Source organism: Variovorax sp. GW823-FHT04B03, from assembly GCF_058796495.1.
In genome coordinates this window covers 747,460-766,971 of sequence record NZ_JBXAIT010000002.1, presented here as the reverse complement: position 1 = coordinate 766,971, position 19,512 = coordinate 747,460, and the positions used below count along the sequence as shown (strand labels likewise).

The following is a 19,512-nucleotide window of genomic DNA, read 5'->3' as shown; positions in this document are numbered from 1 at the left end:
TGGCGGTGGCCTGTCGATCTCAGGGCTGTCGTCCGGGGCCTGTGCCGGGCCGTGACGACGGCTCCCACACATCGGGCGTGGTGGCGACCAGCGACTTGAAGTCTTTCCACGGCCGCGCGCCCGGCACCGTGCGCCCGCCGACGACCACCACCTTCGCGTAGGCCACCATGCGCTCGCGCAGGTAGCGGCGCTCGGACTCGGGCCAGGTCTCGATGGCGTGCGGGCCGCGCGACAGCACGATCTCCTTCACGCCGCGGATGCGGTTGTAGGCGGCCACGGTGCCTTCGAGCGATTCGGCGCGGTCCCACAGGCCCTTGCCGAAGAAGGCGGCGGGCCAGCGGTCCATGCCCGCGAGCGTGGCGGAGTTCGGATAGAACAGGATGTGGTGCTCCGCCGCCATGCCGCCCAAAAACAGGTTGCGGTCGGCCAGGTCGGGCGCGTCGGGCAGGTAGCCCGCGCCGCTGGCGAACGAGGACAGCAGGATCGCCCCGCGGATGTTGCGCCAGCCGCGCGCCGGCGTGCAGTTGGGCACTGGCATGTCGAAGCTGCAGGCGGCCACGTAGTTGCGCGTCAGGGCCCAGGCGGTCGACATCGAGCCGCGCGAGTAGCCGCCCAGCACCAGCGGAATCTCGCTGGCCTTCTGGCCCGCCAGCAGCCGGCCGCGCGCGGCATTGCCTTCGAGCAGCTGGCCCGTGGGCGTGAGCAGCCGCAGGCCCTGGCCGTGCTCGAGCTGCGCGAGCACGCGGAACACGTCCTCGCCTTGCTCCAGCGTGTTGGTGTCGCTCACGCCGCCCGACAGGCCTTCGCCGCGCCGGTCGTAGGCCAGCACGTCGAAGCCGGCCTGGTTGAGTGCGTGCAGGTTCTCGCGCCACCAGCGCTGGCCCATGGCCTCGGTGGTGCCGTTGGGGAAAGACACCGGCACGGCCTTGCCGCTGGCACCCTCGATGCGGTAGGCCACCTCGTCCGGGTGCTGGAGGGCCGTGAGCTGCCCGCCGCCGCCCGCCGCCATGACGGCCAGGGCGCGCACCTTGCGGCCGCGCCCGTCGTCCACGCCCGCGCCTTCGAGGTACCAGCCGCGCAGCTTGATCGGGTCGCTGAGCTTCAGGTCGAGCCGCTCGAAGGCGTCGCGCGGCACGGTGAACTCGACGATGTGGGTGCGCGCGTCGGCCTCGGCAATGCCTTCGCGGTAGGGCGCCTTCGCGAAGAAGGCGGGGCGGCGGATCTGCTTCAGATCGACCGTCGGGCTGTCGGCATCGATGCGCCCGGCCGGATCGACCGCGCCGGTCACGCGCGTGGCGCGCGCCTTGTTGGGCGGCAGCCAGCGCTGCATCTGCGCGTTCACGCGCTCGAAGCAGACCGGCTCGGCCTTGCAGGTGCGCCAGCGCGCCTTGAGTTGGTCGTCGGTGAACGCGCCCACGTGGTAGTCGCCGCCCGCATAGTTGGTGGGCACGGGGTAGGCGCTCATGAGCACGGGCACGCACACGCGCGGGCCGCCGGCGTTCACCGCGGTGCCGGCCTGCGGCAGCAGGTAGCCGCCCACCCGCGCGTTGCGGTCGGCGCCGACCCAGGCCATGCAGTCGGTGGGCGGCGGCTTGCTGGCGGCGGCCTGGCGCTGTTCGGCCGTGGTGCCGGTGGTGCAGGCGGACAGGCCCAGCAGGGCACCGAGCAGGGCGAGCGGAAGGGTGGCGCGGGAAGAACGCATGGGGCGGGAAACGCTCGCGGAATGAAGAACCATGTGATTGGAACGCAGCCGAGGCGCAAAAAGGGACCGCGCAGGACCAAGCGTGAACAAATGGATGCCGATACTGTTGCAGAAGGCATGCCAGCGCGGCGGGTGTGAACGCCGCGTTCTGGCGCAGGAGGGTTCCTACTGCTTGTGACCGGACGCTGCCTCCCGAAGCAGGGGCTGGCGCGCCATCACCTCGTCGCGCGGGCCGTGGTCGCGCACATGGCCGGCTTCCATGAGGATCACCGTGTCGAAGCGCTCGAGCAGGCTCAGCCGGTGTACCGAGGCGATCACGCAGGCCTGCGGAAACGCCGCCGCGATGCGCCCCAGCACGCGCGCCTCGGTGGCGGCGTCGAGCGCGCTGGTCGGCTCGTCGAGCAGCAGCAGCGAACTGCCTTCGGCGGCGAGCACGCCGCGCGCCAGGCACAGCCGCTGGCGCTGGCCGCCCGACAGGTTGAAGCCGCGTTCCGAGATCGCGCTGTCGAGGTCGCCGTGCGTGGCCTGCAGCACCTCGTCGAAGGTGCTGGTGTGCAGCGCGGCGCGCAGGCGCTCGTCGTCGCAGGGACGACCGAAGGCCAGGTTCTCGCGCACGCTGGCCTCGAACAGCTCGGTCTCCTGCGGGATCAGCGTGGCGAGCTGGCGCAGCCGGGCCCAGTCGGTCCGCTCGCCGTCGAGCAAGAGCGTGCCGCCGTGCGGTGCATACAGGCCGGCCAGCACGCGCAGCAGCGTGCTCTTGCCGCCGCCGCTGGGGCCCACGAGCGCCACGCGCTGGCCCCGGCGCAGCGAGAGCGCCACGTCGTGCAGGCCGCTGCGCGTGGGCGCGGCCGGATCGTCGGCGACGGCACCGCGCGGGGCGTAGCGCCATTGCAGCTGTTCGACCTGCAACTGCGTCCACGGCGCCTGCGCGTCGATGCGTTCGTACGCCGGCACGGCTTCGGGTGGGGCCTCGAGCGTGGGGCTCGTCGGCGCGTGCCAGATCGGCTCGGCGCTGCTGTAGTCGGTGTGCATGCGCGCAAAGAAACTGAAGTTGGCCGCCACCGAGGTAACCACGCCCGCCGCCTGCTGGGCGTACTGGTAGATCATGAACACCGCGCCCAGCATCACGGCCTGGCCCGGTGCGCGCGCCTGCCACACATAGATGACGACCAGGCCCCAGGTCAGCGCCAGCCCCATCAGGTCTACCGCGAACCACTTGCCCTCGTTGAGCACCACGGTGCGCTTCAGCGGCAGCGACACGGCCGCCATGCGACGGCGCAGCAGCAGGCGCGACGCGCCCTGCAGTCGCAGGCCGATCACCGTGGAGGCGTTGCCCAGGAAGTCGAGCAGCGCGGCCACGTAGCGCCGGTCGGCGTCGTTCTCGGCGCGCGCGAGCTTCATGAGCGCGCGGTCGATGCGCACGATCACCACGCCGATCAGCACATAGCCCGCGAGCGCCGTCACGCCGCTGGTGCGCGACAGCAGCGCCAGCGCCACCAGCGGCCCGACGAAGTTGACCGCATTAGTGAGCCAGATGAACTGGTTCTGCGCGAAGTCCGCGAGCGCGCGGCTGGCCTGGTGCACGCGGTGCTGCAGCTCGCCCGAGTGGTGGCTGTCGTGCCAGGCGAGCGGTGCGGCGGCGATGCGCGCATAGAGCTGGTCGGCCAGCGTCTCGCGCACCTTCAGGCCCACGTTGCGCTCCAGGATGCGGCCCGGCCCGTGCAGCGCCCACGCGCCGACGTACACCCCCGCGAGCGTGGCGATCCAGCGGCCCGCCGCGGGCAGGTCGCCGCGCTGCAGCGCGTTGATGGCCTGGCCGGCGAGGTAGGGCAGCGTGAGGCGGATCAGCTGCGAGCTGGCGAGCAATGCGGTGGCGGCCAGCAGCTGCGCACGCGCGCCAGCCGCGAAGTGCCACAGCGCGGCGTAGAGCGCGCGGATGGCACGGCCGGGGGATTCGGTGGAGGAGGTGGTCGAACCCGTCATGCGCGCTTCACCCCGCCTTGCGGAAGGTGAGGTTGATGCGCTGCGCGCCGAGCCGTGCCTGCAGCGGATGCGGTGCGTCCTTGAGCGGCAGCACGCCATGAAAGCGCAGCCGGTCCACGCCGCCCCACACCACCACGTCGCCGTGCACCAGCGGAATGCGGGTGGTCTTGTCGGCGCGCGCGAGCCCGCCGAACTGGAACACCGCCGGCATGCCCAGCGACACCGACACGATCGGCGCGCCGTGGTCGCGCTCGTCGCGGTCCTGGTGCAGCGAGAGCCGGCTGCCCGGCTGGTAGCGGTTGACCAGGCAGGCGTCGGGCGCAAAGCCGTCGAAACCGGCCAGCGCCGCCGCGTCGCGCGCGAGCTGCGCAAAGGCCTCGGGCATCGCGGGCCAGGGCACGCCGCTGTCGGGGTCGACCGCGCTGTAGCGGTAGCCGCGCCGGTCGCTGGTCCAGCCGAGCGCGCCGCAGTTGGTGAGCGCGACCGACATGGTGAAGCCGCCCGGCGTGACCAGGTGGCGGAACGGCGCGTGCGCCGCCACGCCGTCGATGGCATCGAGCAGCGCCTCGGCGCGCGGCAGCGCAAAGCCCGGCAGCACGAAGGCGGCCGGGCCGATCGGCTCGCGCGCGGCGCGCGGCGGGGCGTCGAAGAGGTCGAACGTCATGGGGGCATTGTCGCCAGCGGCAGGGGCGCTTCGGACCGTGGCGGTGGCTGCGATGCATTCAAGCTGTCACAAAGCGTCACTAGCATTCCGAGCACCAAAGCAGTACGCGGCACCGGCCCGGCGCCTGCGATTCCTCCTTCGTCACAGGACCCGGCATGTCTCGCGTTGCTCGGTCACGGTGGGTGTGTGTCTTGACCCTGATCCTCGGAATTCTGTCCCTCGCGGCTGTGTCGCATGCCGGCGAACCCGCGCCTTCGCCCGATGCGGCGGGGCGCATCGCCTTCGACCTGCCGGCCCAGCCGCTGGCCACCGCCGTGCAGGTCTACGCGCAGGCGACGGGGCAGTCCGTGTTCTTCGACGGGCAGCTCACCGCCGGCCTCGAATCCGCCGCGTTGCACGGCCTGTTCACCCCGCGCGAGGCGCTGCAGCGCCTGCTCGCCGGCACGCGGCTGGCCGCGCGCCACACCGACGCGCGCACCTTCACGCTGGTCGAAGCCGAGGCACCGCCGCCCGTGGCCGCGACGGCACCGGCCGCGCCCGCCGCCCCCGCCATGTCCCCGCGCGATGCCCGCGTGGTGCAGCAGGCGCTGGAGCGCACGCTGTGCCGCTGGCCGCATGCGCGCCCGGGCACCTACCGCGCGCTCGTGCAGCTGTGGGTCGGGCCCGGCGGCCATGTGCGGCGCACGCGGCTGCTCAGTTCCTCCGGCCTGGCGCAGCGCGACGCCGCGCTCGAAGCCGCGATGAACACGCTGGTGCTCGAGCGCCCGCCCGAAGGCGAGGCCGACCAGCCGCTCACGGTGCTGCTGCTGCCGCGCACCGGCGACCGTCCCGACGTCTGCGACACAGCGGTTTCTCCCTGAGCACGCCGTGGAACAGGACACCCCCGGCTTTCTGCGCAGCCTGCTGACCAGCCGCTACATCGACTTCCGCAACCGCCTGCGCCGCCGCCTGGGCTCGGAAGAGCAGGCCGACGACGTGCTGCACGAGACCTGGCTGCGCGTGCAGCGCATGAGCGACCCCGGCCCGGTGCAAAGCCCCATGGCCTACCTGCTGCGCATCGCGTCGAACGTGGCGGAAGACCGGCGCATCTCCCACGGGCGGCTGCTCGACTTCGTGGAGGTCGAGGAGCTGCTGCATTTTTCGGACGACAGCCACGACCCGGCCCGTGTCTCGGAGGCGCGCAGCGAGGTGCAGGCGCTGGAGCGCGCGCTCGAGGAGCTGCCGCGCCGCCGCCGCGACATCTTCATTGCCTCGCGCGTGGACGAGACGCCGCATGCCGACCTGGCGCGGCGCTACGGCGTGTCGGTGCGCATCGTCGAGCGCGAAGTGAAGGCTGCGCTGGTGCATTGCGCCGGCCGTTTGGGCCGCGATGTGATCCAGCGGTTCGGTCCCGGCGCGGGAAAACAGTCTGAGAAGACATGATGGCCGCCCCCACTCCAATCGACCGCGAACGCGCCGCGCTGGAAACGCAGGCGCACGACTGGCTCGTGCGCCTGACCTCCGGCCGCGCCACCACCGGCGACGCGCAGGATTTCCGCCGCTGGTGCGCCCGCAGTCCGCAGCATGCGCAGGCGATGGCCGAAGCGACGCGGCTGTGGGATTTGACCCGGCCCGCCGCCGAAGCGGTGGCACGGCGCATGCCCGCGATGGACACACCGCCGCACGCGGCCATCGCCGTGTCGCGCCCGCCGATGTTCGGCCGCCGCCAGTTCCTCGGCGCCGCGCTCGCGGCCGGTGCCGCCGCCTTCGTGGTGGTGCGCCCGCCGGCCGGCCTGTGGCCCGCGCTGTCCGACATGACGGCCGACTACCGCACCGGCACCGGCGAGCAGCGCCGCGTGGTGCTGGCCGATGCGGCGGCGGTGGTCGAGATGAACACGCAGACCAGCCTCAACCTCGCGCGCGGCGCCGAGGGCGAGCCGCCCGTGCTCGACATGCTCGGCGGCGAGGCGCAGGTGCAGCTCGACGCGGCGCGCCGCGCGCCCTTCACCATGACGGTGGGCGGCGCGCGCCTCGTGGCCGCGTCGGCCAGCCGCTTCAATGTGCGCGCCACCGGCGGCGAGGTGTGCGTGACCTGCTTCGCGGGCTCGGTCGAGCTGCGCGACGGCGAGCGCGTGCTGGTGGCGGGCGAGGCGCAGCAGATCCGCTACGGCGGCTGGCGCGAGGCCGAGGTGGCGCGCGCGCCCGACCTCGCGGCGGTGGCCGCCTGGCGCGAGCGCGTGCTGGTGTTCGACGACACGCCGCTGGCGGCCGTGGTCGACGAGATCAACCGCTACCGGCCGGGCCGCCTCATCGTCACGCGCGCCGAACTCGGCCGCCGCAAGGTGCAGGCGCGGCTGCGGCTGGACGAACTGCCGCATGTCGAGACGCTGATCGCCGTGAGCTACGGCGCGAAGCTCACGAGCCTGCCCGCCGGCATCGTGCTGCTCGGATAGCCGCGCTGTGTGACGCGGCTGTGAAAAAAACAGTGCCGCGTCCGCGTTCGCAAATTCTCCCGAACTTTTGCAGCGCGCGTGTCGGTCGCATCCGGTGAGCCCGGTCTCTTCTCCAGAACGGTTTTTCTCTGGGGTATGACATGAGCAACAAGACATTCCGCCGCGCGCCGGTCGCGCACGCCGCCGCCCTCGCGCTGGCCATGGCGGGCCTGGCGGGCAATGCACAGGCGCAGCGCGCCTTCAGCGCCGCGTGGATGGCGCAGAAGAACGTGGCGCAGGGCACCGCCGTGGTCACGGGCTACCTGCCCAACGGCACGCCGGCCTCGATGCTGACGAACCCGCTGGCGCAGCAGCAGAAGGCCAACGAGCAGCTGCGCCAGTCGCTCGGCAACCTGGGCCTCGCAGCGCAGGCGATCGCCGCGCAGCAGGCCGCACAGGCCGCCGCACGCGCCGCCGCGCTGAACGAGCCCTCGGTGCCCGACGGCCTGGCCGAGGGCGGCCTGAAGGTCGACACGAACTCGCTCAGCGCCGGCTGGCTCAACGCCCGCGCGCTGAACCGCGATTCGCAGAAGCAGATCGACGGCCGCACCGTCGTCACCGTGGAGCAGACCGGCGACAAGGCCATCCTGAACTGGGAGACCTTCAACGTCGGGCGCAACACCACGGTCGATTTCAAGCAGCAGGCCGACTGGGCCGTGCTCAACCGCGTGAACGACCCGAAGGCGCGGCCTTCGCAGATCCAGGGGCAGATCAAGGCCGACGGCACGGTGCTCATCGCCAACCGCAACGGCATCGTGTTCAGCGGCACCAGCCAGACCGACACGCGCAACCTGGTGGCGGCCGCCGCCCACATCGGCGACGACCAGTTCAAGGCGCGTGGCATCTATTCGAACGACACCACGCCGAGCTTCACCACGGCCAAGGACGACCAGGGCAAGGTCGAGGTGCAGGCCGGCGCACGGCTGACCACCAAGGAGCCCGGCTCCGTCACGCAGGGCGGCGGCTATGTGCTGCTGCTGGGCAAGGAAGTGGCCAACGCCGGCGAGATCGCCGCGCGCAAGGGCCAGGCGCAGCTCGCGGCGGGCGACAGCTTCGTAATCCGCAAGGGCATGGGCACCGAGGCCAACGCCTTCTCGACCACGCGCGGCAACGAGATCGCGCCGCAGTTCGCGGCCGACAGCACGGCGGGCACGGTGCGCAACACCGGCCTGATTGTGGCGCGCGAAGGCGACATCACGCTGGCCGGCCGCGACGTGCGCCAGGACGGCGTGGCGCTGGCCACCTCCACCGTCGCCGTGCGCGGCACGGTGCACCTGCTGAACTCGGCCGCCGACACGCGCGGCAATGTCGCTGTCGGCAAGGGCGCGGTCACGGCCGTGCTGATCGAGGACGACGGCAAGGCCAGCGCACTCGACAGCCAGCGCGACGCGCTCCTCAAGGAATCGGCCGCGCAGGACGCCGCGCGCGCGCTCGTGCCGCCCGCGCTCTTCGACAACCTCTCGCGGCTGTCGGACCGCCGCGACCAGTCGCGCATCGAGATCGTCTCGGGCGGCGACATCCGCTTCGAGGGCGAGTCGCTCACGCTGGCCACCGGCGGGCAGATCGCGGCCAGCGCCGCGCGCCGCAGCTTCGTGGCCGACAAGGCGCGCCTCGATGTGTCGGGCGCGGTGGGCGTGAACGTGACGATGGAATCGAACAACGTCAAGGTCAACGTGCAGGGCAACGAGATGCGCGACGCCCCGCGCAACCGCGAGAGCGGCAAGCTGTTCAACAACGACGTGTGGATCGACCGGCGCAAGCTGGTGCGCGTGGCGCCCGGCGTGGGCGGCTACGAGGGCGAGCGCTGGTACGCGGCGGGCGGCCTGCTGGAGGTCGGCGGCTACCTGGGCAACCAGGGCCACGGCATCGGCGAATGGGCCGCGCAGGGCGGCACGGTGGTGCTGGGCGGCAGCGAGGTGGTCACGCAGGCGGGCTCGAAGGTCAACCTGTCGGGCGGTTCGCTCAACGTGCAGACCGGCAAGATCTACCTGACCTGGCTCAAGGGCAGCGACGGTCGGCTGTACAACCTGAACAGCGCGCCGTCGGACCTGCTGTACGACGGCGTCTACAAGGGCTTCGAGGCCGAGCACGTGCGCTGGGGCAAGGCGAACACCGACTATTTCTACAACCCGCTGATCGGGCCGCAGCGCAAGCTGGAGAACGGCTACACCGTCGGGCGCGACGCCGGCCGGCTGGTGGTGAGTGCGCCCACGGCGGTGCTCGAAGGCGACATCGTGGCCGAGGTGTTCAACGGCGCGCAGCAGACGCGCGCCCGCGACGCCGCACTGGACGACGGCTACCGCCAGTCGCAGACGGCGGTGGCGCGCGGCGGCGTGCTGGCGGTGGGGCGCTACGGCGCACTGGGCCGCATCGACCTGTTCGACACCGATGTGCGCTTCGGCGACGTGGCACCGGTCACGCAGCAGATGGCCGCGGCCGACGCACTGGCCGACGAGCGCATCGGCACGCTGTGGCTCGACGCGGCGCATCTGAATGCGCAGCGCCTGTCGGTGCTGGACATCGGCACGCGCGGCAGCGTGACGGTCGAGAAGGCGCTCACGCTGGCCGACGGCGGGCGCATGGCCCTGCTCGGCGCGTTCATCGACATCGGCGCCGACGTCACGGTGCGCGGCGGCGCGCTGGAAGCCGGCAATGTCTTCACGTCGCCGGTGGCGGGCGCCCAGCCGCGCGTGCTGGCGAAGGACGCCGATTCGTCGCTCACCGTGCGCGACGGCGTCACGCTCGACCTGCGCGGACGCCGCGTCGACATCGGCACGGCGCCTGAAGACTCGGCCACGCTCGCGGTCATCGACGGCGGCACGGTGCGCCTCGAATCGACGCACGGCGTGACGATCGGGCAGGGCAGCCTGATCGACGTGTCGTCGGGCGCGGCGCTGCTGGCCAAGGGCAAGCAGAAGGGCGGCAAGGGCGGCAACGTGACGCTGGTGGCCGACTCGGCCGCGTCGCCCACCGATGCGAAGGGGCGCCTGTCGCTCGGCGGCGAGATCCGCGGCCATGGCGTGAACGGCGGCGGCACGCTGAAGATCGAAACGGGCCACGCGCTGCTCATCGGTCCCGACCCGGCGCTGTCGGACGCGACGCAGCTCGTGCTCGACGCGTCGCGCCTGCAGTCGGGCTTTTCCACCTACGACTTCAACGGCCACGCGGGCCTCACGGTCGCGCCGGGCGCGCAGCTCGAGGTGGTCATGCCGGTCTACCGCATCGCGCCCGGGGCCGGTGCCGATCATGAAGGCGGCATCGCATTGCAACTGTGGACGCCGCCGCTGCTGCAGCAGGACACCGTGAACCGCCAGGCCGTGCAGCGCCAGGGCGCCGACCTCGTGCTGCGTTCGCAGCGCCGCATCACCGAAGGCGGCAACCTCGCCATCGGCGCGGGGGCGGTGGTGACGGTCGATCCGGGACGCTCGATCCAGCTGCTCGGCGGCGGCCTGAGCAGCTTCGTGGTCGATGGCCGGCTCAACGCCTGGGGCGGGCGCATCGCCATCGACATCGAGGCGCCGGCTTTCAACTCGCCGCTGAGCACGTCGCTGCAGCCGCACAACCGCTCGGTGTGGATCGGCGAGGGCGCGGTGCTCGACGTGGCGGCGCGCGCGCAGACCGGCATCGACGACGACGGCCGCCGCTACGGCACGGTGCGCAACGGCGGCACCATCTCCATCGGCGGCGCGCTCGACTGGGAAGCCAAGGGCGCGGCCAACGCACCCGACCTCGCGATCGTGATCCGCCCCGGCGCGCTGCTCGATGCCTCGGGCAGCCATGCGCGCATCGACGTGCCGGCGGCCGGCAGCCTGTGGCGCGAGCTCGACGTGGCCAGCGACGGCGGCAGCATCGTGCTCAAGTCGGCGCACAGCCTGTACCTGGACGGCACGCTGCGCGCCCACGCGGGCGGTGCGAATGCGGCGGGCGGCACGCTCGCGGTGGCGCTCGAGGCGCCGGTGTTCTCGAAGATCTACACCGTCGACGACGCCGTGCGGCAGGCGCGCGAGCTGGTGATCTCGCAGGTGCAGCAGCCCAGCGGATTGCCGGCCACCCTCAAGCCGGGCCATGCCGATGCGGCGCTGGCCTACGGCAAGGGGCGCCTGAGCGCGGACCAGGTGCGGGACGGAGGCTTCGGCAACCTCTCGCTGCTGGTCAACGGCCTGCTGAGCTTCGACGGCCATGTCGACCTCACGACCGCGCAGAGCCTGCGCGTGTACGCCGGCAGCTTCGCGCTGGCCGACAGCGCGGCGACCGATTCGAACGTGCGGCTTGCCTCGTCCTACCTGCGGCTGGCCGGCGTGACCGGTGCGCCCAAGCAGGACAACGAGGTGATCTACACGACCACCTGGCGCCACGGTGCATCGACCCGCGCGAGCGAGGCCACCTTCTCGGCCGAGGCCGACCTGATCGACATCCGCGACCGCGTGGGCTTCGGCGCGCACGGCGAGATCGCCATGAAGACCGGCCCCGCGCAGGTGGTGGACCGCCGCGGCTTCGACACCGTGAGCATGACCAGCCGCGGCGACCTGCGCCTGCTGGGCGGCACGCCCACGCTCGGCCTGCTCGGCGCGACCACGACCGAGCTGGCGACGCTGGGCGACCTCACGCTCACCGCCGCGCAGATCTATCCCGCCACCGGCGCCAACGCGCAGATCCGCGCGGGCTACGACGAGGGCCGCGTGCTGGACATCCGCCGCCAGGTCGAAGGCGACGTGGCCATGCCTCAGTCGGCGTTCGGCACGCTCGCGCTCGGCGGCGGCACGGTGCGCCAGGGCGGCATCGTGCGCGCGCCGCTGGGCAACCTCATCGTGGGGCAGGACGGGCGCAGCACCTTCGAGGCGCGCGCCACCGTGGTCGACCTGCTGCCGGGCAGCATCACCTCGGTCAGCGGCGCAGGGCTGCTCATGCCCTACGGCGGCACGACCGACGGCATCGGCTACAGCGTCGCGGGCGCGCCCATCGACAAGCGCGCCATCGGCAGCAGCGGCATCCTGCTCACGGGCGACAGCGTGGTCGGGCACCAGGGCGCGCTGCTCGACCTGTCGGGCGGCGGCGAGCTCACGGGCGCGGGCTTCGTGAGCGGGCGTGGCGGTTCGGTGGACGTGCTGCGCACGCCGCTGGCCAATGCCAACCCGGCCAACACCTTCAGCAAGGCGGGCAACGGCGTGTACGCCATCGTGCCGGGCTTCCAGGGCGGCTACGCGCCGGTGTCGCCCGATGCCGGCGCGGGCGAGCCGGCCATCGGCCGGCAGGTCACGCTCGATCACGACGTGGGCGGGCTCAAGGCCGGCACCTACACGTTGCTGCCTTCGACCTACGCGCTGCTGCCCGGTGCCTTCCGCGTGGAAGTGGGGGCGCAAAGCGCGCTGCCCGCGACGCCGCTGCCGGCGGGCTACGGCTCGTACGTGGCGAGCGGCTATCTGGGCGTGGCGAACACGGCGGTGAAGTCGTCGCTGGCCAGCCAGCTGGTCGTCACGCCGGCGGCGCTGGTGAAGCAGCACGCCAGCTACAACGAGATGGGCTACGACGCCTTCGTGGTGGCCGACGCGGCACGCCGCGGCGGCGTGCGCGGCGAGATCGCGGCCGACGCCCGCAACCTGCTGCTGGACTACTTCTATTCCAAGCCGAAGGACGGCGTGTCGATGCTGCAGTTCGACGGCCAGGCGCTGTTCAACCCGGCGGCCGGCAGCGCGGGCTTCGGCGGCACGCTGTCGGCGAAGGGCATCGCCATCGAGGTGACGGCGCCGGGCGCGCAGCGCACGGCCGGGTTCACGGGCGCGTCGCTGCAGGCCGACCAGCTCAACGCCTTCGGCGCACCACGGATGATCCTGGGCGGCCAGATCGATCTGCCCTATGCCGACAACTACGCGACCTTCAAGTCGAACACCGGCCATGTCGTCGTGCGCAGCGGCGCGACCTTGCGCGGCGCGGAAATCTTCCTCGTGGCCGGCGGCTACGGCGACGGCATCCAGGTGGAGCAGGGCGCGTCGCTGAACACGCTGGGCGCCGGTGCGCCGGCCTACGATTCCACCGACGGCGTGGTGTTCTCGGCGGGCCTGGGCGGGGTGCTGGGCCTGTCGAACGGCTGGATCAACCTGCTGCCGCCCGTCGCCGGAGGGATACCCGCCATGGTCCAGATCGGCGCGTGCCCCAGCGGCGCCTGCACCGGCCACACCACGCTGTACGGCGAGGGCACGCTGGCCGTGGCCACCAACCGCTCGTTCACGATGGCCGACAACGTGCGCTACGGCGCGAAGAACCTGCTGCTGGCCGTGTCCTCGGTCAACCTGGGCAGCGACGCGGCGCTGCAGCAGGCGGCGGCCAACGGCCAGCTGCCGTCGGGCCTGTCGATGAACCAGGTCATCCTGGCGAACCTGCTGGCCGGCAACAAGGGCGAAGGCGTGCCCGCGGTCGAGACGCTGGTGCTGAACGCGCGCGAGTCGGTGAACATCTACGGCGCGGTGTCGCTGGACACGCTCGACCCCGCCACCGGCGTGTCGTCCATCGAGCGGCTGGTGCTGGGCACGCCCGCCATCTACGGCTACGGCGGCGCGGGCGACACCGCGAAGATCACGACCGGCGAATTCATCTGGACCGGCCTCACGCCGCGCCCGCCCGGCAACGACGAGATCTTTCCCGGTGGGAACGCACCGGGCGGCGCCATCGGCAGCCTGCTGGGCCACGGCACGCTCGACGTGTCGGCCGCGCGCATCGTGCTGGGCCACGCGCCCCACACGCAACCCGACGCGGGCTACTCGGCGGACCGGCTCGCACTGGGCTTCGGCACGGTCAACCTGAACGCGAGCGAGCGCATCACCGCCAACGGCAAGGGCACGCTGGGCGTGTACCACCAGCAGGGCGCGTACGTGACGGGCAAGGGCTACGACCACACAGGCGGCCAGCTGAACCTGCGCACCCCGCTGCTCACCGGCGAGGCCGGCTCGAACAACCGCATCACGGCGGGCGGCGACATCGTCGTCAGCGCACCGGCAGGCGCGCAGCCGGCCGGCGATGCGGCGCTGGGCGCGCAACTGGCGCTCACCGGTCGCAACATCACCATCGACGGCACGGTCGGCCTGCCCTCGGGCAAGCTGCAGCTCACGGCCAGCGGCGACGTGACGCTGGGCGCCGAGTCGCGCATCGACCTCGCGGGCCGCGCCGTGAAGTTCTTCGAGCAGACGCGCTACAGCCGCGGCGGCGACCTGGAGGTGACGAGCACGGCCGGCAACATCGCGCAGGCGGCGGGTTCGGTGATCGACCTGTCGGCCACGCACAACCGCGGCGGCACGCTGCAGGTGACGGCGCTGGGCGCCGGCGCGGGCCGCATCGACCTGGGCGGGCGCATCCTCGGCACCGCGAGCGGCACGTACGACGCGGGCGGCACCATCGTGCCCTACGACGCGGCTGAGATCAGCCTGCGCGGCCAGACCGTGGCCGACTTCGCGGGCCTGAACACGCGCCTGAACGAAGGCGGCGTGACCGGCGCACGGCGCTTCCAGATCAAGCAGGGCGACCTCGCCATCGGCGACGAAGTGAAGGCGCGCGTGGTCGAGGTCACGCTCGACGGCGGCAGCCTCACGGTGAACGGCCGCATCGACGCCAGCGGCTTCCAGGTGGGCGCGATCCGCCTCGCGGCCAAGGGCGACCTCACGGTGAATGGCACGCTCGACGCGCACGCCACCGGCCTGCGCGTGGACAGCTACGGCAAGATCATCGACAGCCCGAACCGCGCCATCGTCGACCTCACGAGCACGCACGGCACGCTGACGTTGGGCGGCGGCGCGGCCATCGACCTGCGTGCCGGCACGGCCGTGAGCGCGGCGCAGGGCAACGACGGCGCATTGCGCGGCACGCTCGCGCTGAACGCGCCACGGCGCGGCGACAACGACGTGGCGGTGAACGTCGGCGGCACGCCCGCCATCCAGGGCGCGAAGACCATCGCGGTCAACGCCTTCCGCACCTACAGCGACGCACCGCTGGCGAGCGCGCCCGACGTCACGGGCCACGTGCCGCAGCTCGTCACGCAGAAGTACCTCGACGAGATCGACGGCCACAGCAGCGCCTTCATCGACAAGGCGCTGGGCAACACCTCGCTGTCGGCGCGCCTGGCGGGCCTGGGCAGCTACCACCTGCGCCCCGGCGTGGAGATCGTCAGCAGCACCGGCGAGGGCGACCTCAGCGTGGTCGGCGACATCGACCTCTCGGGCTACCGCTACGGCCCCGGTGCGAACCGCACCGACCCGGCGCGCCGCGGCTTCGGCGAGCCCGGTGTGCTGGTGATCCGCGCGGGCGGCAACCTCAACGTGTACGGCAGCATCAACGACGGCTTCGCACCGCCGCCGGCCACGCCCGACGACAAGGGCTGGTACCTCACCGAGCAGCGCACGAAGTTCGGCACGCCGTTCACGCCCGACGGCGGCGACATCGTCGTGCCGATCGACGGCGTGGTGCTCGACAAGGGCACCGTGTTCCCGAAGGACGCGCTGCTCAACTACGACGTGCCCGCCGAAGCCATGGCACTGCCGGCCGGCACGGTGCTGCCCGTGACCGTGACCTTGGGCGCGGCCTACACGCTGCCCGCCGGCACGGTGCTGCGCGCCAACGTCTACAACGCCGACGGCAGCGTGCGCCTGAAGGCCGGCACGGTGCTGGGCGAGGCCGTGGTGCTGGACAGCGGCATGAAGCTGGGCGCGGGCACCGCGCTGCGCGCCGAGGCCAGCGTGCAGGCGATGGTGTGGCCCAAGGGCGTGCGCCTGCCGGTCGCGATGAAGGCCGACGGCACCATCGCGCTGGCGCGCGGCGCGGTGATTCCGTCGCTGACCGATGTGCAGCTGCCGAACGACGCGGCCGTCAACCTGCGGCCCGAAGTCGACGGCGTGCAGGGCCGCAACTGGGCCGTGGCGCCGATGCTGGGGCAGGGCGCGACGAGCTGGAGCCTGCAGCTCACGGCCGGCGCCGACCTGGATTCGGCCGACCGCCGCGCGGTCGACCCGGCCAAGCACGGCGCGCTCATCCTGGCCGACAGCCACGCGATGTACAACGTCAAGCTCACGCCGGGCGGCAGCGGCTTCCTGTGGGGTCCGAACGGGCCCATGTGGGGCCACGACGAGGGAACGCCGATGGACCCGCTGGATTTCGAGGCGGGCTACTGCGACTGGGGTGGTGAGGGCACCTGCGTGGTCGACCCGGCGCGCCTTTCCTACTTCTGGGGCCCCAACGGCGACGACTGGGACCCGAGCTTCGTCGAGGGCACGCCGGTGCTGCCCGAATACGTCACGATCTGCGAGTGGGGGCCGGGCATCTGCACGACGGTCATCAACCCCGTCAAGGACGTCACCAAGTACACGCCGCTGTCGCCGATGTTCAGCGTGCTGCGCACCGGCACCGGCGACCTGGGCCTGGCGGCGGCCGGCAACTTCGTCATGGAGTCGCCGTTCGGCGTCTACACGGCCGGCACGCGCTCGGCACCGCTGCTCGACGCCAACGGCCTCGACCCCTTCAACCTCGCACGCGGCAAGGCCGTCGGCGGCTCGGTGATCGGCCCGCAGACGGCGGACTACAGCGCCGCGCTCGCGGCCTACCAGGCCTGGTACCCCGAGCAGGGCGGCAACCTCGACATCACGGTGGGCGGCAACGTCGTCGGTGACGTCTGGGGTCATTTCGGGGGCGAGCGCGGACAGGCGCCGAGCGCCGCGGTGGGCAGCTGGCTGTGGCGCCAGGGCTCGGGCACGGCCCTGGCCGGCAGCGACCGCATCGCGACGTCGTGGTGGATCAACTTCGGCACCTACGCACTGCCGGCCGGTGCGCAGGTCAGCACCGACAGCAGCCCCGAGCCCTTCCTGGTGGGCTTCACCGGCATGGGCACGCTGGGCGGCGGCAACCTCACGCTGCGCGCGGGCGGCGACGCGGGCCTCACCACGCGGCTGGGCAACGGCCAGGTCTGGCAGCGCAGCGAGGCCATCGTGGCGGCGGTCGGCAGCACGGGCCGCGTCGACGCGAACGGGCAACTGACGCTCACCGGCGGCGGCGACCTGCAGCTGCGCATCGGCGGCGTCGTCAACCCCAACCTGGCCGCGGCGCAGTACGGCAGCTCTGGCACCAATACGCAGTACCAGGACCTCAACGGCGCCCTGGTCAACCTGCGCGGCGCGGCCACCGTGTCGGCCTCCGCCATCGGCGGCGTCGAGGTGCGCTACCGCAAGTACGCGTTCTCGCTGCCGGGCCAGGAGGGCGATGTGAAGGACACGCGCCCCATCGACCCCTTCACCCCGACCATCGGCGTCGGCAATGCCGGCATCGTGCTCGTGCCGGGCGATTCGGCGATGTACCTGGACACGCCGGGCGACCTGGTGCTCACCAGCGTGGCCGACGCGGGCCGCGCGCGGGTGCCGAACAGCTCGGCATTCAAGTTCGGCGGCACCGAGTACGGCATCGGCCAGGGCTGGTTCACGCTGTGGACCGACCGCACCGCGATCAACCTGTTCAGCGCGGGCGGCAACCTCACGCCTGGCACCGACCTGGCGAACCGGGAGGCCGCCGGCCGGTACCTGGGCAGCATCAACATGAGCGACAACGTCACGGTCTACCCGTCGATCCTGCGCGCGACGGCGGCCTCGGGCAGCCTGTATTTCGGCTTCTCGGCCACGCCCGCCACGCAGGCGCCTGGCCGTGCGCTGGTGCTCGCGCCGTCGCCGTCGGGCGCGCTCGAGTTCCTGGCGGGCAACTCGCTGTTCGGCGGCGGCTATCCGGTGGGGATGTCGGGCGCGGTCACGCCGCTGCCCACGCCCTGGGCGCCCGCCTTCGTGGGCTACAACTCGCGCCAGCAGCCGGTGGTCTACAACACCAGCCCGGAGGGCTCGATGGTCGGATCGCCCGGCGTGCCGAACTACGGGGTGGTCGACAACCACCCTCTGTTCGCCTTCGGACCGGACACGCTGGGCGCCCGCGCGCTGCACGCAGCCGATGCGCCGCCCTCGCTGTTCTACGCCGTGCGCGGCGACATCCTGGGCCTGGCCAGCGGCACGGCGCGCAAGGTGCAGGCCAGCGGCGAACCCGCGCCCGAGACCTGGTACCGCTCGGCCGCGCCGGCGCGCATCCGCGCCGGGCGCGACATCGTCGGCACCGAGGCGCTGATCGTGAACAACGACCCGCGCGACGTGTCGCTGGTGCAGGCCGGGCGCGACATCCTGTACGCGAACCTGCAGGTGGCGGGCCCCGGCACGCTGGAGGTGTCGGCCGGCCGCCACATCACGCAGGACGACCGCGCCAGCGTGGTCAGCCGCGGTGCGCTGGCCGAGGGCGACACGCGCCCCGGCGCGAGCATCGCGATGATGGCCGGCATGGGCGCGATGGGCGTGGGCGGGCCGGACTTCTCGGCCATTGCCGATCGCTACCTCGACCCCGCGAAGCGCGCCGAGTCGGGCCCCGGCCAGTCGCTGGCGAGCCAGCCGGGCCGCGTGGTGAAGACCTACGACGCCGAGCTGGCCGCATGGCTCAAGGCGCGCTACGGCTTCGTCGCCACCAGCGCCGACGTGAAGGACCCGGGCAGCGCGCTCGCGTACTTCAAGGCGCTGGCGCCCGAGCAGCAGCGCGTGTTCCTGCGCAGCGTGTACTTCGCCGAGCTGCGTGCAGGCGGGCGTGAGTACAACGACGTGGACGGCCCGCGCTACGGCAGCTACCTGCGCGGGCGCGGCATGATCGCCACGCTGTTCCCGGACCTCGACGCGGCGGGCCAGGAGATCGTGCGCACCGGCGACATCATCCTGTACGGCCCCTCGGGCGTGCACACCGACTTCGGCGGCGACATCCAGATGCTCGCGCCGGGCGGGCAGATCGTGGTGGGCGTGCAGGGCGCGGTGCCGCCGGGCAGCGCGGGCGTCATCACGCAGGGCATGGGCCACATCCAGCTGTTCAGCGAAGGCAGCTTGTTGCTGGGCCTGTCGCGCGTGATGACCACCTTCGGCGGCGACGTGCTGGCCTGGTCGGAGCAGGGTGACATCAACGCGGGTCGCGGTTCCAAGACCACGCTGGTCTACACGCCGCCCAAGCGCGTGTACGACAACATCGGCAACGTGAAGCTGTCGTCGCAGGTGCCCAGCTCGGGCGCCGGCCTGGCCACCTTGGCGCCCATCGCCGAAGTGCCGGCGGGCGACATGGACCTCATCGCGCCGCTGGGCACCATCGACGCGGGCGAGGCGGGCATCCGCGTGTCGGGCAACGTGAACCTCGCGGCCCTGCAGGTGGTGAACGCGGCCAACATCCAGGTCAAGGGCGAGTCGGCCGGCCTGCCGGTGGTGGCTTCGGTGAACGTGGGCGCGCTCACCAACGCCAGCGCGGCGGCCTCGCAGGCCGTGGGCGCGGCGCAGGAGGCGATGCAGCGCGAACGCGCAGCGGCGCGCCAGGCGCTGCCGTCGGTGTTCTCGGTGCGCGTGCTGGGCTTCGGCAACGAGGCCGCCGACGGCGCCGCCGCGCCGGCCGATGCGGGCCGCGCCACGGCGCGCCCGGTGGGCTACGACGCGCACAGCCCGGTGCAGGTGCTGGGGCGCGGGCCGCTGGGCGATGCGCAGAAGACGAAGCTCACGGCGCAGGAGCGGCGTCTGCTGGGGCAGTGAGAGGGAAGGGCGGCAGATGAAATTTTTGTGACAAACGACATTCCGGGGCGCGCAGTTCCGTCTTTGTCTCAGAGCTTTCGT

7 protein-coding genes are annotated in these 19,512 nt (G+C 72.4%); 4 read left to right on the top strand and 3 right to left on the bottom strand.

The window, feature by feature from the left end:
- Positions 1-19 precede the first annotated feature (19 nt).
- The 3 genes from AC1RAD_RS12280 to alkB all read right to left on the bottom strand — a co-directional run bounded on the left by AC1RAD_RS12280 (position 20) and on the right by alkB (position 4,349).
- Entirely contained in the window at positions 20-1,702 is a 1,683-nt protein-coding gene (locus AC1RAD_RS12280) for an alpha/beta hydrolase (RefSeq protein WP_492735020.1), read from the bottom strand.
- Positions 1,703-1,867: 165 nt separating this feature from the next.
- Entirely contained in the window at positions 1,868-3,685 is a 1,818-nt protein-coding gene (locus tag AC1RAD_RS12275; RefSeq protein WP_492735018.1) for an ABC transporter ATP-binding protein, read from the bottom strand.
- 7 nt (positions 3,686-3,692) lie between these two features.
- Positions 3,693-4,349, bottom strand: coding sequence for a DNA oxidative demethylase AlkB (gene alkB / locus AC1RAD_RS12270; RefSeq protein ID WP_492735016.1), 657 nt, complete (start codon positions 4,347-4,349; stop codon positions 3,693-3,695).
- Positions 4,350-4,540: 191 nt separating this feature from the next.
- On the opposite strand from alkB, the gene AC1RAD_RS12265 reads away from it, so the two are divergent.
- The 4 genes from AC1RAD_RS12265 (at position 4,541) to AC1RAD_RS12250 (ending at position 19,431) form a co-directional block, all read left to right on the top strand.
- The gene (locus AC1RAD_RS12265; protein ID WP_492735014.1) at positions 4,541-5,209 is read left to right on the top strand and encodes an STN domain-containing protein; all 669 of its coding nucleotides are present in this window, start codon (positions 4,541-4,543) and stop codon (positions 5,207-5,209) included.
- Between the two features lie 7 nt (positions 5,210-5,216).
- Positions 5,217-5,771 (top strand): RNA polymerase sigma factor, encoded by a 555-nt coding sequence (locus tag AC1RAD_RS12260; RefSeq protein ID WP_070061142.1) that lies wholly within the window; start codon positions 5,217-5,219, stop codon positions 5,769-5,771.
- Entirely contained in the window at positions 5,771-6,781 is a 1,011-nt protein-coding gene (locus AC1RAD_RS12255) for a FecR family protein (RefSeq protein ID WP_492735012.1), read from the top strand. Before AC1RAD_RS12260 ends, AC1RAD_RS12255 begins: the two co-directional genes overlap by 1 nt.
- 140 nt (positions 6,782-6,921) lie before the next feature.
- Positions 6,922-19,431, top strand: coding sequence for a filamentous hemagglutinin family protein (locus tag AC1RAD_RS12250; protein WP_492735010.1), 12,510 nt, complete (start codon positions 6,922-6,924; stop codon positions 19,429-19,431).
- The last annotated feature ends 81 nt before the right edge of the window (positions 19,432-19,512 follow it).

Excerpts from the sequence above, each read along its gene's own strand:
- AC1RAD_RS12280 (WP_492735020.1), bottom strand. The coding sequence starts at position 1,702 with ATGCGTTCTTCCCGCGCCACCCTTCCGCTCGCCCTGCTCGGTGCCCTG.
- AC1RAD_RS12275 (WP_492735018.1), bottom strand. The coding sequence starts at position 3,685 with ATGACGGGTTCGACCACCTCCTCCACCGAATCCCCCGGCCGTGCCATC.
- alkB (WP_492735016.1), bottom strand. The coding sequence starts at position 4,349 with ATGACGTTCGACCTCTTCGACGCCCCGCCGCGCGCCGCGCGCGAGCCG.
- AC1RAD_RS12255 (WP_492735012.1), top strand. The coding sequence starts at position 5,771 with ATGGCCGCCCCCACTCCAATCGACCGCGAACGCGCCGCGCTGGAAACG.
- AC1RAD_RS12250 (WP_492735010.1), top strand. The coding sequence starts at position 6,922 with ATGAGCAACAAGACATTCCGCCGCGCGCCGGTCGCGCACGCCGCCGCC.